The organism is Streptomyces luteogriseus (assembly GCF_014205055.1).
In the GTDB taxonomy this organism is placed as follows: domain Bacteria; phylum Actinomycetota; class Actinomycetes; order Streptomycetales; family Streptomycetaceae; genus Streptomyces; species Streptomyces luteogriseus.
On sequence record NZ_JACHMS010000001.1, the window covers coordinates 3424552 to 3439619 of the forward strand.

Here is a 15068-nt window from a genome sequence, read left to right on the forward strand (position 1 = left end):
TCACGCTCCCTTCTTCGCGCGGCGTTCGGTGGGCTGGGTCACCCGGTCGAGCATCAGGCCGAGGCAGACGATCGCGCCGCCTGCCACCAGACCGGTCGCCAGGTCGCCCTGGGCGAGGCCGAAGACGACGTCGTAGCCGAGAGCGCCACCGCCGACCAGGCCGCCGATGACGACGACGGCGAGGACCAGGACGAGGCCCTGGTTGACGGCGAGCAGCAGCGCCGGGCGGGCCAGCGGGAGCTGCACCTGCTTCAGCTGCTGCCAGCTGGTCGCACCGAGCGAGCTGGAGGACTCCAGCGCGGCCGGGTCGACCTGGCGCAGGCCCTGGGTGGTGATCCGGACGACGGCCGGCAGCGCGTAGACGATCGCGGCGGCGACGGCCGGGGCGCGGCCGACGCCGAACAGGGCGACGACCGGGATCAGGTACACGAACTGCGGCATCGTCTGGAACACGTCGAGGACCGGGCGCAGCGCCCGCTCCAGACGGTCGCTGCGGGCCGCGGCGATGCCGACGGCGAAGCCGACGACCAGGGTGACGGCGACGGCCGCGAGGACCTGGGAGAGGGTGTCCAGGGAGGGCTTCCAGACGCCGAGGACACCGATCGCGGCCATGGCGAGGACGGCGGTGAGCGCGGTGCGCCAGGTGCCGATGACCCAGGCCAGGGCGGCGACGATCAGCAGCACCGCCCACCAGGGCAGCGCCTGCAGGCCGTCGCGCATCGGGTCGAGGACCCAGGTGGTGAAGTGGCCGGCCCAGTCGGCGGTGCCGCCGATGACGGGCACGCCCGAGTACAGGTGGGCGGTCATCCAGTCGACGGCGCGGTTGACGGGCTCGGCGATGGCGACGACCCACGAGTCGGGCCAGTCGAGGCGGCCCGCGAGCCGCCCGGCGACCGCCACGGCGACGACACCGGCGAGGGCGAGGAGCCAGCCGCGTCCGCTGTGGGGCTCGGGTTCGGCGCCGAGCTTCTCCCCGGCCGCGCAGGTGACGCGGTCCAGGACGACGGCCAGCAGCACGATCGGGATGCCGGCGGCGAGCGCGGCGCCGACGTCTACGGAGGCCAGCGCCTGGTAGACGCGGTCACCGAGACCGCCCGCGCCGATGACGGCCGCGATGACGGCCATGGACAGCGCCATCATGATCGTCTGGTTGAGGCCCAGGAGGAGTTCCTTGCGGGCCAGCGGGATCCGGGCCGTCAGCAGGCGCTGGCGTGCCGTGGAGCCGAGCGACTCGACGGCCTCCAGCACCTCCTTGTCGGCGCCGCGGAGCCCGAGCGAGGTGAGGCGGGCCATGGGCGGGGCGGCGTAGACGACGGTGGCCAGGACGGCTGCCGGGACGCCGATGCCGAAGACCAGCACGACCGGCAGGAGGTAGGCGAAGGCGGGCAGCACCTGCATGGTGTCCAGGACCGGCCGCAGCACGCGGTCCATCCGGTCGGACAGCCCGGCGGCGAGCCCGAGCAGCACGCCCACCACCACCGACGCGAGGACCGCGACGACCATCAGGGCGAGCGTCTGCATGGTCGGCACCCACATGCCGAGGAGCCCGCAGGCGAGGAACGCGGCGGCCGTGCCGAGGGCCAGCTTCACGCCCGCCACGCGCCAGGCGACCAGCGCGCCCAGGGCCGTCACGCCCGCCCAGCCGACGGCCAGGAGGGTGAGGTAGACGGCCCGTACGGCGATGACGACGACGTTGCTGACGTGGCCGAAGAAGTACAGGAACAGCGGGTGGCTGTCGCGGTTGTCGATGATCCAGTCGCTGGCCTTGGCGAGCGGCTCGGAGAAGTCGACGGTCAGCGCGCTCGGCCAGGTGCCGCTCGCCCAGCGGGCGTTGGCCAGCGGCACGAGGATCGCGGCGGCGAGGGCGAGCAGCAGCAGCTTGTGCACGGCCCGGTGCTTGAGGAGGCCGGGCAGGCCGACCCTGGGCGGATTCGCGGTGATGGTCGCCATCAGACCGCCTCCTTGGGCTGCTCCGTCCCGGGCGGAGCGAGCTGCTCCGTCCCGGCGACGACGCCGAGGAGCGTGTCGGAGTCGACCACTCCCACGCAGCGGCCCTGGTCCACGACCCGGGCGGGAGCGTGGGCGCGGGCGACCGCCTCGATCGCCTCGGAGACCGTCGCATCGGGCCGCACGGCCGGTCCGCTGCCGTCCTGGTCGGCCGACGGGCGGCGCATGGCCGTACGGACGGTCATGACCTGCTCGCGCGGGACGTCGCGGACGAACTCGCGGACGTAGTCGTCGGCGGGCGAGCCCACGATCTCCTCGGGCGTGCCGAGCTGGACGACCCGGCCGTCGCGCATCAGGGCGATGCGGTCGCCCAGCTTGAGGGCTTCCTGGAGGTCGTGGGTGATGAAGACCATCGTGCGGCCCTCCTCGTGGTGGAGCCGGATCACCTCCTCCTGCATCTCGCGCCGGATGAGGGGGTCGAGCGCGCTGAACGGCTCGTCGAAGAGGAGGACTTCGGGGTCGACGGCGAGCGCGCGGGCGAGGCCGACGCGCTGCCGCTGGCCGCCGGAGAGCTGGCTGGGGCGGCGGTGCTCCATGCCTTCGAGGCCGACCTTGGCGACGACCTCGGCGGCCCGCTCGCGCCGCTCGGCCTTGCCCATGCCCTGGATCTCCAGGCCGTAGGCGACGTTGTCGAGGACGGTGCGGTGCGGCAGCAGGCCGAAGTGCTGGAAGACCATCGCGGCGCGGTGGCGGCGCAGTTCGCGCAGCCGGGAGCGGTCCATGGCGCGGACGTCCTCGCCGTCGATGGCGATGGTGCCGGCCGTGGGCTCGATGAGCCGGGTCAGACAGCGCACCAGCGTGGACTTGCCGGAGCCGGACAGGCCCATGACGACGAAGACCTCGCCCTTGCGCACGTCGAAGCTGACGTCACGGACGGCGGCCGTGCAGCCGGTGCGGGAGCGCAGCTCTGCGGGGTCGAGGGCGGTGAGCTCGGGGTCGCCGGGAACGCGGTCGGCCTTGGGGCCGAACACCTTCCACAGGCCCTCCACCGAGAAGACGGGGGTGGTGTCCATGGTCTGCTCCGTGGGGGGTTCGAGGGTCGCGGTCACTGGGAACCACCACCGATCAGCTCGGCGGCCTTCTCCCCGACCATGAGCACACCGATCATCGGGTTGACGGTGGTCATGGTGGGGAAGACGGAGGCGTCCGCGATGCGGATGCCCTCCAGGCCGCGGATGCGCAGCTCGGGGTCGACGACGGCGGACCGGTCGTCGGCGGCGCCCATCTTGCAGGTGCCGGCGGGGTGGTAGACGGTGTGCGCGACCTTGCGGGCGTACTCGCCGAGCTCCTCGTCACCGGTGACGTCCGGGCCGGGGGCCACCTCGCGCTTGAGCCAGCCGGCCAGGGGCTCGGTCTTGGCGATCTCGCGGGCGATCCTGATGCCGTCGACGAGGGTCTTGCCGTCGTAGTCGTCCTCGTCGGTGAAGTAGCGGAAGTCCAGGGCGGGCTTGACCTCGGGGTCGGCACTGGTCAGGTACAGCCGGCCGCGGCTCTTCGGCTTGGGAATGTTCGGGGTCATGGAGACTCCGAACTCCGGCCGCTGGTAGCCCAGTCGCTCCGGGTTGTCCGTGAACGGGATCTGGTAGAAGTGGAACATCAGGTCGGGGTGCGGCTGTTCGGGGTCGCGGCGCACGAACAGGCCCGCGTCGGAGTCCATCGCGGAGTTCTCCGGGATGGGTCCGTTCGTCTCCCAGACGATGACCGACTCGGGGTGGTCGAGCAGGTTCTCGCCGACGCCCGGCAGGTCGTGCGTGACGGGGATGCCGAGCTTCTCCAGGTCGGCCTTGGGGCCGATGCCGGAGTGCATCAGCAGCCGGGGCGAGTCGACGGCGCCGGCGCACAGCAGCACCTCGTTGCGGGCCTTGACGAGGATCTCCTCGCCGTCCTTGGTGCGCACGTGCACGCCCTCGGCGCGGTCGCCGTCCAGCTGGAGCTTGTACGCCCAGGTCTCCAGCAGGATCGTCAGGTTGGGCCGCTCGTCCATCACCGGGTGCAGGTAGGCCACCGACGCCGAGGACCGCTTGTTGTTCTCGGGGTGGTAGGCGAGGTCGAAGAAGCCGACGCCCTCGGTGAACGGCTTCTTGTTGAAGCCCTCCACACGCGGCACGCCCAGCGCCTCCTGGGCCGCGTCGACGAAGTCGCGGGCGATGGCGTTCCGGTCCTTCTCGTCGACCGGGACGATGTTGTTGTTGAGCCGGGCGAAGTACGCCTCCATCTGCACCGCGCCCCAGCCCTTGGCGCCCGCGGCCTCCCACTCGTCCCAGTCCGCCGGCAGCGGCTTGAAGGCGATCAGGGTGTTGTGCGAGGAACAGCCGCCCAGGACACGGGCCCGGCTGTGCCGGATATGCGAGTTTCCGCGTGGCTGCTCGGTGGTGGGGTAGTCGTAGTCGAGCTCGCCGCCGAGCAGGCCCATCCAGCGGCGCAGGGTCAGTACGTCGTCACGGCCGACGTCACTGGGGCCGCCCTCGATGACGGCGACGGTGACGTCCGGATTCTCGGTCAGGCGGGAGGCGATCACGGAACCAGCGGTTCCGCCGCCTATCACGACATAGTCGTACTCATGACTGGTGTGGGGCATGGCGTACTTGCTCCAGTGGGGATGAAGTGAACGGGCTCGGGGGACGGGGACGTTCAGCCCGGGGTGTGGGGGTCAGCCCGGGATGAGGGGTCGGCGGCCCGGCGGGGGACGGGGGTCAGCCCGCGAACCAGCGCACCGGCTTCGGAGCGAGGTTCTGGTAGACGTGCTTGGTCTCCCGGTATTCGGCGAGCCCGGCGGGGCCCAGTTCGCGGCCCACTCCGCTCTTGCCGAAACCGCCCCACTCCGCCTGCGGCAGGTAGGGGTGGAAGTCGTTGATCCAGATCGTGCCGTGGCGCAGCCGGCCGGCCACGCGGCGGGCGCGGCCCGCGTCGGCGGTCCAGACGCCGCCCGCGAGTCCGTACTCGGTGTCGTTGGCGAGGGCGACGGCCTCGTCCTCGGTGCGGAAGGTCTCGACGGTGAGGACCGGCCCGAAGACCTCCTCCCGCACGACGCGCATCTCGCGGTGGCAGTGGTCGAGGACGGTCGGCTCGTAGAAGTAGCCGTTCTCCGGGCGCTGCGGGGAGGGTGCCGGGCGCTTGCCGCCGGAGCGCAGCACCGCGCCCTCCTTCAGGGCGGACTCGACGTACATCTCGACCTTGGCGCGCTGCTGCTCGGAGACGAGCGGGCCGCACTCGACGCCGTCCTCGGTGCCGCGGCCGAGGCGGATCTTCTCGGCGCGGCGGGCGAGTTCGGTGACGAAGCGGTCCCGGACCGACTCCTCGATGATGAGGCGGGCGCCTGCCGAGCAGACCTGGCCGCTGTGGATGAAGGCGGCGTTGAGGGCCTGGTCGACGGCGGTGTCGAAGCCCTCCTCGGTGGCGCAGGCGTCGGCGAAGACGACGTTGGGGTTCTTGCCGCCGAGTTCGAGGGCGACCTTCTTGACGGTCGGAGCGGCGGCCTGGGCGACCTTGGTGCCGCTGACCAGACCGCCGGTGAAGGAGACCAGGTCGACGTCGGGGTGCTCGGACAGGCGGGCCCCGACCGAATGCCCGGGGCCCGTGACGATGTTGGCGACACCCGCGGGGAGTCCGGCCTCGACGAGCAGCTCGATGACCGCGATCGTCGTCATCGGCGTGATCTCGCTCGGCTTGATGACGAAGGTGTTGCCGGCGGCGAGGGCGGGGGCGATCTTCCAGCTGGCCTGGAGCAGCGGGTAGTTCCAGGGCGTGATCATCGCGCAGACGCCGATCGGCTCGTGCACGACGACGCTGTGGATGTCGGTCGAGCCCGCGTCCACGACCCGGCCCGGGGCCTCCCCGGCGACCAGGTCGGCGAAGTAGCGGAAGGCGTCGGCGACACAGTCGATGTCGACGCGGCCCTCCTCGACGGTCTTGCCCGCGTCCTGGGCCTCCAGTCGGCCGAGCTTCTCCCGGTCCCGCACGAGGAGATCGGCGACGCGGCGCAGCAGCGCGGCCCGCTCGGAGACGGGGGTGTGCGGCCACGGCCCCTCGTCGAAGGCGCGCCGGGCGGCGGCGATCGCCAGATCGGTGTCCTTCTCGTCACCCTCCGCGACCACGGCGAAAGGCAGGGCGTCCGCGGGGTCGAGGATCTCGCGAGTGGCCCCGGAGGTGGCCGCTCGCCACTCTCCTCCCGCATGGATGGTTTCACGCGCCTGAAGTTCGGTACTTTCCGCCATGATCGCTGTTCGCCTTCCGTTCCTGATCAGCGTCTCTGTGTCACATTCGTGCCACTAAGAGACCGAGTTCGCCTGCCCTGCCGCCCTCAATGCATGCGCACTGGTGGCTGAAAGTGCGCAGCGTCACTGAAAACACGGACAAAAGGGGGCCAAACACTCATCATTCGCAGGGCGTGCGGGCCCACTGTGGAGCACGGCGGCGCGAACACGCCTCCCGCCCCGCCGCTCCCCTCGGCGGATCAACCCTCCCGCGACCAGCGGGCGAGGCTCTCCCGCACCGCGTCCCGCAGCCAGGCGTGCGCGGGATCGACGTCGTGACGCGGATGCCAGGCGAGCCCGACCGGGAGCGGCGGCAGCGGCAGCGGCACCTCGAAGGTGGCCAGGCCGAGGACCCGCGCCATGGGAACGCTCCAGTGACTGATCAGACCGGCCAGGTCGGTGGAGCGGATCACGAAGAGGGAGGCCGGGAAAGTGCCCACCGAGCCCACCACCCGCCGGGTCAGGCCGAGTGCGGCGAGGGCCTCGTCCACCGGGCCGCGCAGCCTTCCGCGCCGCGAGACGACCAGGTGATCGGCGTCCCGGGCGAACCGCTCGGGCGTCAACTCGCCCTCCAGCAGCGGATGGCCGGCCCGTACGGCGCCCATCATCCGGTCCTCGTACAGCGGCTCCACGTGCACCTCGGGCGCCACCGTGTCGATCACGCCGACCTCCAGATCGGCGGTGCCCTCGCGCAGCAGCGGGGCGTCCACATGACTCTCGGCGAGGAACCGCAGCCGGATGCCGGGGGCGTCCCGGGCGGCCCGCGCGAACAGGTCCGGCCCACAGGCGGCGGCCACGGCGTCGTGACACAGCACCGTGAACGTCCGGGTCACCGTCCGCAGATCGGTGTCGGCGGGCGGCGCGAACAGCGCCCGGGCCCGCTCGACCACCGCGCTCACCTCGGCCCGCACGGCGAGCGCCCGCGGGGTCGGCACCATCCGCCGTCCGGCCCGCACCAGCACCGGGTCCCCGAGCGCCTTGCGGATCCGTCCCAAGGTGCGGCTCATCGCCGGCTCGGACAGATGCAGCCGCCGCGCCGCCCCGCCGACGCTCTGCTCCTCCAGCAGCGCCTCCAGCGCGACCAGCAGATTCAGATCCAGCCCGCTTGATTGCGTCACGCGCATCCATCCCTTGCAAAGGTTGCACTGGAGTACAGGTACGGCCCGAGCCTACGGTCGCAGTGCGATTCCCCGTCCACCGAGCTCCCGGGAGGAGCCGTGCCCTCGCACGCCCTGAAACGTCGAACCCTGCTCGCCCTGTGCGCCTGCGCCCTGGTGGCGCAGAGCATGGTCGCCGCCGTCAACCTGCTGATCCCCCAGCTGAGCGCCTCGTCCCTGCACCCCACGACAGGCGAGATCCTGTGGACGGTCGACGCCTATGTGATCGTCTTCGCCGGGCTCCTCATCCCGGCCGGAGCCCTCGGCGACCGGTACGGCCGCAAGGGCGCCCTGCTCGCCGGGCTCACCCTGTTCGCGGCCGGGGCCGCCCTCAGCGCTCTCGCCCGGGACCCCGCGCCGCTGATCGCCGGGCGCGGCGTCTGCGGAGCCGGAGCCGCGCTGATCACGCCCGCGACGCTGTCGATCCTGATGCACCTCGCCGGGCCGCGGGGACGCGCCCGGGCGATGGCCTCCTGGACGCTCGCGCTCGGTCTGGGCGGGCTTGCGGGCAACCTGGGCGGTGGCCTCGCCGGTCAGTTCGCGTCCTGGCGGGCCCTGTTCGCGGCCATGGTGCCACTGGCCGGGCTGCTCGTCGTCGCGGTCGCCGTCACCACCCCGCGCACGGCGCGCTCCCCGCACAGCAACCTGGCACCGGCCGGAACGCTGCTCCTCACCGGCGGGCTGGTCGCGGTCCTCTTCGGCATCATCGAGGGCCCCGGGTACGGCTGGACGTCCCCGGGGATCCTGCTCGCGTTCGCGGCGGGCGCCCTGCTCGTCGCCCTGTTCACGGTCGTCTCCCTGCGCTCGCGCGCCCCGCTGTTCGACCCCCGCGTCTTCACCGCGCCCCGGCTGCGCGCGGCGACGCTCGGCATGGCGACCGGCTTCTTCGGCCTGTTCTCCCTCTTCTACGTCAACTCGCAGTACCTGCAGGGCCTCAAGGGCTACGGCCCCGCCCGCACCGGCGTCGCGATCGTGCCGCTCATCGTCGGCATGGCTCTGGTGCCCAGGCTGGCCGCCCGCTGGTCCGCCCGTCCCCGCCCCGTGATCGGCGGCGGTCTCGCCCTCATCGGCACCGGCCTGCTGGGCCTGTCCACGGCCGGCGCCGGGACGCCGTACCCGCTCTACGCCTGCTGGCTGCTGGTCATCTCCGCCGGCACCGGGCTGTGCATGCCCGCGCTGACCCTGGGCGTGGTCACGTCCCTGCCGCCCCACCAGGCGGGCCTCGGCTCGGGTCTCGGCACCTCGGCCCGGGAGATCGGCGCGGCCCTCGGCGTCGCGGTCACCGGCACGGTCCTGGCCTCCCACGGCGATCTGCACGGCGGCATCGCACCGGCGCTGCGCGTCGTGGGGCTGCTGGTCCTGGCGGCCACGGTGGCGGTGACCATCGGATACGGCCGGGCCGACGAGGACTCCGGCCCCGCCCAAGCCGCGGGCCCCGCACCGGAAGCAACCGGTACGGGGCCCGCGCACGCAAGGGGGGAGACGGCCACGGCTCCCCGCCGTGACGTCAGATGAGGCCGAGGCCGCGAACCGCCTCGCGCTCCTCCTCGAGCTCCTTGACGGAGGCGTCGATCCGGGCGCGGGAGAACTCGTTGATCTCCAGGCCCTGGACGATCTCGTACGAGCCGTCCTTGGTGGTGACGGGGAAGGAGGAGATGAGCCCCTCCGGTACGCCGTACGAACCGTCGGACGGGATGCCCATGGAGACCCAGTCGCCGTCGGCGGTGCCGTTGACCCAGCTGTAGACGTGGTCGATGGCGGCGTTGGCGGCGGACGCGGCCGACGAGGCGCCACGGGCCTCGATGATGGCGGCGCCGCGCTTGGCGACGGTCGGGATGAAGTCGTCGGCCAGCCACTTCTCGTCGTTGACGACCTCGGCGGCGTTCTTGCCGGCGATGGTGGCGTGGAAGATGTCGGGGTACTGGGTGGCGGAGTGGTTGCCCCAGATGGTCAGGCGCTTGATGTCGGCGACCGTCGAGCCCGTCTTCTTCGCGAGCTGGGTCAGCGCGCGGTTGTGGTCCAGGCGGGTCATCGCGGTGAAGCGCTCGGCCGGGACGTCCGGCGCGGCGGCCTGGGCGATGAGGGCGTTGGTGTTGGCCGGGTTGCCGACGACCAGGATCTTGACGTCGTCCGCGGCATGGTCGTTGATGGCCTTGCCCTGCGGCTTGAAGATGCCGCCGTTGGCCTCCAGCAGGTCGCCGCGCTCCATGCCCTTGGTACGGGGGCGGGCGCCGACGAGCAGACCGACGTTGGTGCCGTCGAAGGCGACGTTCGGGTCGTCGGTGATGTCGATGCCCTGAAGGAGCGGGAACGCGCAGTCGTCCAGCTCCATGGCCGTGCCCTCGGCCGCCTTCAGGGCCGGCGTGATCTCCAGCAGGCGCAGCTTCACCGGCACGTCCGCGCCGAGCAGCTGACCGGAGGCGATGCGGAAGAGCAGGGCGTAACCGATCTGGCCGGCCGCGCCGGTGACGGTGACGTTCACGGGAGTGCGGGTCATGGCGTTCTCCGTATGACAGCTGGCGGTGGGGCGGGCTCCCTGCCCCGGACGTTTGATCGATCTCTTGGCGTCAAGAGATCCATCCAGCCGTCAGGCTATCGCGCATCCGGGATCCCGGACGTCCGGGTCGGTGTGGCCCGGCCCACAACCCTGTTTCCGCCCGCACGCGCGTTCCCGCCCCCCACGCAAGAGGCGGCCGCCCGTCCGGGAGAGGAGGACGAAGGCGGCCGCCTGGGGGGATACCGACCATGCCGGACTCCCGTGGGGGTACGGTTCGCGTGCCCCCGATTACGGCGAGCATTCCCCCCCTTCGGAAATTCTTGGCTCGGCTCGGGGGGTGGGGCGGCGGCCGACGGGGTGGGCGGCGACGGGCGGGGCGGCCCGGCGACCGGCGGAGCGGTTCGCTCACCGGCCGATGCGGCCGGTCGACCAGTCGGCCCAGCCGTCGACCGGCAGAACCGGCAGAGCGGCCCGGCGACAAGCCGGTGCAGCACGCCAGCCGACTGAGCAGCCCACCGACCAGCCGATACGACCCGCCGGTGCGGCCCAGAGAGGCCCGCCGACCAACCGTGCGGCCCGCCGACCAGCAGAGCAGCCCGCTCACCGGCCGATGCGGTCGGTCGACCAGTCGGCCCAGCCGTCGACCGGCAGAACCGGCAGAGCAGCCCGGCGACAAGCCGGTGCAGCACGCCAGCCGACTGAGCAGCCCACCGACCAACCGATACGACCCGCCGGTGCGGCCCGCCGACCAGCCGATGCAACACGCCGACCGGCAGAGTGGCCCACCGACCAACCGATGCAGCACGCCGACCAGCCGATACGGCCGGTCAACCGGCGGAGCCGTCCGGGGGCTAGTCGGTGCAGCCCTTCTGGCCGCCCGCCAGGGTCGCGCAGGCCTTGGCGTCCGCGGCGTTCTTCACGGCCACCATCGGGGTGTAGGCGATGGCGTCACCGGCCGCGGTGATGCTGCCGGTCTGCTTCGCCTTGCCCGAGCTGACCTGGACCTCGTCGCCCTGTGCCGCCTGGGTGATACGGCCCCAGGCCGCCTTGCACGTCTCGCTGTAGCGGACCTCGACGACGGTCGTGCCGACGGTCGCGGTCTGGGCGGTGGTCACCAGGTCACCGCTGCACCCCATGGCCTCCGCGTCCTTGCCGGTGCAGGCGTCACCGCTGCACTTCACGCCCGGCGGCAGCTTCGGGTCGTCGCTGACGGTCGGCGAGGGCGACTTGGCGCCGCCCTTGGCCTCGTCGTCGCCACCGCCGCCGGTGAGGTAGAACGCGCCGGCGATCACCACGAGCACGCCCACGACCCCCGCGAGGAAGGTCACGGTCCGCTTCTTGCCCGCAGAGGCGGAGGCAGATGCGGTCCGGCGGGTTCCCCCGGCACCACCGCCACCTGCACCACCAGCCCGGCCCGGAACGGCGTCCTGGGGTTCGCCGTACGGGTCCGAAACGGGGCCGGGAGTCCACCCGGGCCCCCCGGGCGATCCGGCGGGGGTTCCGGCCCCCGCGTCGGGCCGGGATCCCCGGCCCGTACCGGCCCCGGCGGAGCGCCCGCCCGTCGCCGACGGGCCCTGGTACCCGGCCAGCCCCCACGAGTTGACCTCGGGCTCGGCGGCCCGGCCGCTCTCCTCCCGCACACTCGCGCCGGTGGAGTCCTGGACCTCGGGCGCCGTCGGCTGCGCCGGCACGGACGGGACCACCCCGGCCGGTCCCGCGATACCCGGGGTGACCGTGGTGCCGCCGCTGCGGCGGGCGGGCTTGCCGCCGCCCGAGGAGGCGGCCCTGCCCTCGCCCGCCGAGGCCGTCTTGCCACCGGCCGAGGGATCGGTGAAGTCCTGCCCGCCGAATTCCCCGAGCGCGGCGCGCGCCTGGGAGATCCGTATGGCCTCCATCGTCATGTCGTGCCGCATCTCCGAGCGGCTCCAGGCGCGCTCGGCGAGCTCCCACATGGTGGTCAGGTGCACCGGATTGGTGCCCGTGACCTCGGCCAGGGCCACGATCGCGCCCTTCGGCGCGAGCAGCCGGCCGTTCAGGTAACGCTCCCACGACGTCTTGCTGTAGCCCGTGCGGTCCGCCACCGACGCGATGCTCAGACCGCTGCGGTCCACGAGTCTGCGCAGCTGGCTGGTGAACTCCCTGATCTGTGGATCGAGCTCATCCGGCAAGGCCTTCCAACGAGGCATTGCTCCCCCTTTTCCCCCCGGTCGTGCTGATATTTCTCGCGCTGTTCGCCCCGCGCGCGGCGGCCTTGGCCGAGTCCCGTTGTGGATACCCACAGGGATGCGTCCACTCAGGATCTCAGTTCCCTGACGGGGGGCGCACAGGAGCATGGTGACCGCGCGCGATACACCCTGGACCGTCCTGATTGTCCCTGCCAACCCCGTCGTCGCACCACTTTGTGCGGTATCGGAGCGGAACCGGAAGCGAGACGTACCGGAACTGTCACTTCCGTGCCACAGCGCTCTGACAGCCGTTGAACAGGCCGTTCGCCGTGCCCGAGGGTGGGTCGTGGCGGCGGACCGTCCTTCCTCGGGGGAGGGGACGGCCCGCCGCCCGCGTCATTCGCTGGTGACCGTGAAGTGCAGGGTGTCCTTCAGGAACGGGATCTGCAGCAGCGGATTCGGCTGTGCCATCAGCGCCAGCAGAACGATCACGGTGCCCAGCAGGCCGTAGGTGACGATGTCCGTGAAACGGGAGCGGACGGCGAGCATGCCGACGCCCGGCAGCAGCCATCGCATCGCGCCACCGCCCAGCAGGGCGACGCCGATCAGCAGCGTCCCGATCCGGAACTGGCCGAACGCCGTCACCAGCAGCCCGAGCCCGGCCAGCCCCAGCACGGCGAGCACGGGCCACTGCCGGGCGGGCGCGGGAGCGTCCCCGGCCGCGGCCCGGCCGCCGCCCTCGGGCCGCGCGGTGTCCCTGGTGAACAGCGGGAAGCGCCGGGTGACCCGCCGCGGGCGCCCTTCGGCGTCGGGCGCGCTGACGGGGTCCCGGACGGTGAGCTCCTCCGGTGACTCGTGTCCGCTCGGCGTCTCCTGCCCGCCGGCCGTCCCGCGCCCGCCGGGGGTCCGGTGATCGGCCTCGCCGGGGGACCGGTGATCGGCCTCGCCGGGGGACCGGCGCTCCGCCGCGCCCCGGGCCCGGTGCTCGGTCTCGGCCGCGGCCCGGCGCTCCGCCCCGCTCGGGGCCCGGTGCTCAGCCGACACTGCGCTCCGCCGCCTCGACCACGTTGACGAGCAGCTGGGCACGGGTCATCGGGCCGACTCCGCCGGGGTTCGGGGAGATCCAGGCGGCGACCTCGGCGACGTCGGGGTGGACGTCGCCCACGATCTTGCCCTCGGCGCTGCGGGAGACGCCGACGTCGAGGACGGCCGCGCCGGGCTTCACGTCCTCGGCCCGGATCAGATGGGCGGAACCGGCGGCGGCCACGATGATGTCCGCGCGCTTGAGGTGCGCCGACAGGTCACGCGTGCCGGTGTGGCACTGCGTCACGGTGGCGTTCTCGCTGCGGCGGGTGAGCAGCAGCGGCATCGGCCGGCCGATGGTCACGCCGCGTCCGACGACCACGACCTCGGCGCCCTTGATCTCCACGCCGTAGCGGCGGAGCAGCGTCAGCACGCCGTTGGGGGTGCAGGGCAGCGGGGCGGGCTCGTTGAGGACGAGGCGCCCCAGGTTCATCGGGTGCAGCCCGTCCGCGTCCTTGTCCGGGTCCATCAGCTCGAGGATGCGGTTCTCGTCGATGCCCTTGGGCAGCGGCAGTTGCACGATGTACCCGGTGCAGGCCGGGTCCTCGTTGAGCTCGCGGACGGCCCGCTCGATCTCCTCCTGGGTCGCCGTGGCGGGCAGTTCGCGCTGGATGGAGGCGATGCCCACCTGCGCGCAGTCGCGGTGCTTGCCGGCGACGTACTTCTGGCTGCCGGGGTCTTCCCCGACCAGGATCGTGCCGAGGCCGGGCGTGACGCCCTTCTCCTTCAGCGCCGCCACGCGGGCGGTCAGATCGGACTTGATCGCGGCTGCGGTGGCCTTGCCATCGAGAATCTGGGCGGTCATGGCCCCATCCTCGCGGATGACCCCGCCGCGGTTCCAATCCGACCGCAATCCGGGCACCGGGGTGCCCGTCCTCCCGTATCCGCCCATGATCAGCGATGTTGCACTTGCACAACACATCGGGAATGCGGCTGGACAAGCCGGTCAGTGGTGAAGAACGATGACCCGACAAGTGCCGCGGGCAGCTCAACGGGGGGACGGTCGCAATACTGAAGATTTTCCTCCGTGCGGGATGTCACGCGTCGTCCCCGCACAAGGACCAACGGAGGAAAGTCCCCCATGAGCTACGGCGACCCGAACAACCCCTACGGCGCTCCCCAGGGGCAGCAGCCGCAGCAGCCGGGCTACGGATACCCGCAGGACCAGGGACAGGCGCCCGGTTACGGCTACCCGCAGGCCCCTCCGGTCTCCCCTTACGGCGGCCCCGCCGCGCCGACCACCATGCCCGGCTCCGTGGGCGCGGCCCGCGTGATGATGTGGGTGATCGTCGGTCTCCAGGTCATCGGCGTGGCGATCTTCGCCTTCTCCGCGGTGGCCCTCAACGCCGCCAAGGACGACGCGTCCCTGAAGGACAACACCGCCTTCCAGGACCTGGTCGGTGACTCGACCGGCGTGATCTGGGGCTACGTGGTGTTCGGCCTGGCCTGGCTGGTGTTCGCGGCCGTCCTGGCGACCAAGTTCAAGAACGGCGGCAACGGCGCCCGGGTCACCATCATGGTGTTCGCCATCATCACGGCGGTCCTCGGCCTCTACCCGTTCATCATCGTCGGCCTGGTGCACACCGTTCTCGCCATCCTGGTGGCCGTCTTCGTCGGCAACGCCAACGGCAAGGCCTGGTTCAACCGCCCCCGCTACTGAACGGGCCCGGTCGACCGGACCAGTTCACGCCAATCACATCCAAGGGCCGTGTCTCACCCGTACGAGGGGGGCACGGCCCTGGTGCGTCGCCCTACTCTGACGGTGGTAGCTGTTCAGGCACGGGGAGAGCACCTTGTACAGCATCATCGTGGTACCTCCGCCGACCACGGAGGACGAGCGAAACCGCACCCCCGACAGGCTCGCGCGCGGCGCCCTCCGGCTCTTCGGCGGCCTTCGTCCGGCCGG

At 72.2% G+C, this 15068-nt stretch carries 11 protein-coding genes and 1 pseudogene; 3 read left to right on the forward strand and 9 right to left on the reverse strand.

Annotated elements, in window-relative coordinates; genetic code table 11:
- The 5 genes from BJ965_RS14745 to BJ965_RS14765 form a co-directional block, all read right to left on the reverse strand.
- Entirely contained in the window at nt 1-1950 is a 1950-nt protein-coding gene (locus tag BJ965_RS14745) for an ABC transporter permease (protein WP_184909064.1), read from the reverse strand.
- Nucleotides 1950-3020, reverse strand: a complete 1071-nt coding sequence (locus BJ965_RS14750) for a quaternary amine ABC transporter ATP-binding protein (protein WP_184909065.1) — start codon at nt 3018-3020, stop codon at nt 1950-1952. Before BJ965_RS14750 ends, BJ965_RS14745 begins: the two co-directional genes overlap by 1 nt.
- Before the next feature lie 32 nt (nt 3021-3052).
- Nucleotides 3053-4585, reverse strand: coding sequence for a GMC family oxidoreductase (locus BJ965_RS14755; RefSeq protein ID WP_184909066.1), 1533 nt, complete (start codon nt 4583-4585; stop codon nt 3053-3055).
- A 115-nt stretch (nt 4586-4700) separates the two neighbouring features.
- Nucleotides 4701-6221, reverse strand: coding sequence for an aldehyde dehydrogenase family protein (locus BJ965_RS14760; RefSeq protein ID WP_184909067.1), 1521 nt, complete (start codon nt 6219-6221; stop codon nt 4701-4703).
- 239 nt (nt 6222-6460) lie between these two features.
- A complete protein-coding gene (locus tag BJ965_RS14765; RefSeq protein ID WP_184909068.1) occupies nt 6461-7384 on the reverse strand; it encodes a LysR family transcriptional regulator in 924 nt (307 codons plus the stop codon).
- A 93-nt stretch (nt 7385-7477) separates the two neighbouring features.
- On the opposite strand from BJ965_RS14765, the gene BJ965_RS14770 reads away from it, so the two are divergent.
- On the forward strand, nt 7478-8932 hold the full coding sequence (locus BJ965_RS14770; protein ID WP_184909069.1) for an MFS transporter: 1455 nt from the start codon (nt 7478-7480) through the stop codon (nt 8930-8932).
- Here the strand turns inward: BJ965_RS14770 and BJ965_RS14775 are convergent.
- The 4 genes from BJ965_RS14775 to BJ965_RS14790 form a co-directional block, all read right to left on the reverse strand.
- Nucleotides 8925-9914 carry a malate dehydrogenase gene (locus tag BJ965_RS14775; protein WP_030842061.1) on the reverse strand — a complete coding sequence of 330 codons (990 nt, stop codon included), beginning with the start codon at nt 9912-9914 and terminating at the stop codon, nt 8925-8927. The genes BJ965_RS14770 and BJ965_RS14775 overlap by 8 nt on opposite strands.
- An 851-nt stretch (nt 9915-10765) precedes the next feature.
- Complete coding sequence (locus BJ965_RS14780) at nt 10766-12100, reverse strand: helix-turn-helix domain-containing protein (RefSeq protein WP_184909070.1); 1335 nt, start codon at nt 12098-12100, stop codon at nt 10766-10768.
- A gap of 375 nt (nt 12101-12475) precedes the next feature.
- Nucleotides 12476-13123: a DUF3017 domain-containing protein gene (locus tag BJ965_RS38720; RefSeq protein WP_184909071.1), complete on the reverse strand. Its 648-nt coding sequence runs from the start codon at nt 13121-13123 to the stop codon at nt 12476-12478.
- Nucleotides 13113-13967 (reverse strand): bifunctional methylenetetrahydrofolate dehydrogenase/methenyltetrahydrofolate cyclohydrolase, encoded by an 855-nt coding sequence (locus tag BJ965_RS14790; RefSeq protein WP_030842053.1) that lies wholly within the window; start codon nt 13965-13967, stop codon nt 13113-13115. Before BJ965_RS14790 ends, BJ965_RS38720 begins: the two co-directional genes overlap by 11 nt.
- Nucleotides 13968-14243: 276 nt before the next feature.
- On the opposite strand from BJ965_RS14790, the gene BJ965_RS14795 reads away from it, so the two are divergent.
- Together BJ965_RS14795 and BJ965_RS40435 are read left to right on the forward strand one after the other, a co-directional pair.
- Nucleotides 14244-14822 (forward strand): hypothetical protein, encoded by a 579-nt coding sequence (locus tag BJ965_RS14795; protein ID WP_184909072.1) that lies wholly within the window; start codon nt 14244-14246, stop codon nt 14820-14822.
- Between the two features lie 133 nt (nt 14823-14955).
- Nucleotides 14956-15051 (forward strand): annotated as a pseudogene (locus tag BJ965_RS40435) (FHA domain-containing protein); the annotation flags it as partial.
- Nucleotides 15052-15068 lie beyond the last annotated feature (17 nt).

What these genes read in the sequence shown, in the direction of transcription:
- BJ965_RS14755 (WP_184909066.1), bottom strand. Translation starts at nt 4,585, where the DNA reads ATGCCCCACACCAGTCATGAGTACGACTATGTCGTGATAGGCGGCGGA.
- BJ965_RS14775 (WP_030842061.1), bottom strand. Translation starts at nt 9,914, where the DNA reads ATGACCCGCACTCCCGTGAACGTCACCGTCACCGGCGCGGCCGGCCAG.
- BJ965_RS14795 (WP_184909072.1), top strand. Translation starts at nt 14,244, where the DNA reads ATGAGCTACGGCGACCCGAACAACCCCTACGGCGCTCCCCAGGGGCAG.
- BJ965_RS14760 (WP_184909067.1), bottom strand. Translation starts at nt 6,221, where the DNA reads ATGGCGGAAAGTACCGAACTTCAGGCGCGTGAAACCATCCATGCGGGA.
- BJ965_RS14745 (WP_184909064.1), bottom strand. Translation starts at nt 1,950, where the DNA reads ATGGCGACCATCACCGCGAATCCGCCCAGGGTCGGCCTGCCCGGCCTC.
- BJ965_RS14765 (WP_184909068.1), bottom strand. Translation starts at nt 7,384, where the DNA reads ATGCGCGTGACGCAATCAAGCGGGCTGGATCTGAATCTGCTGGTCGCG.
- BJ965_RS14790 (WP_030842053.1), bottom strand. Translation starts at nt 13,967, where the DNA reads ATGACCGCCCAGATTCTCGATGGCAAGGCCACCGCAGCCGCGATCAAG.
- BJ965_RS14750 (WP_184909065.1), bottom strand. Translation starts at nt 3,020, where the DNA reads ATGGACACCACCCCCGTCTTCTCGGTGGAGGGCCTGTGGAAGGTGTTC.
- BJ965_RS14780 (WP_184909070.1), bottom strand. Translation starts at nt 12,100, where the DNA reads ATGCCTCGTTGGAAGGCCTTGCCGGATGAGCTCGATCCACAGATCAGG.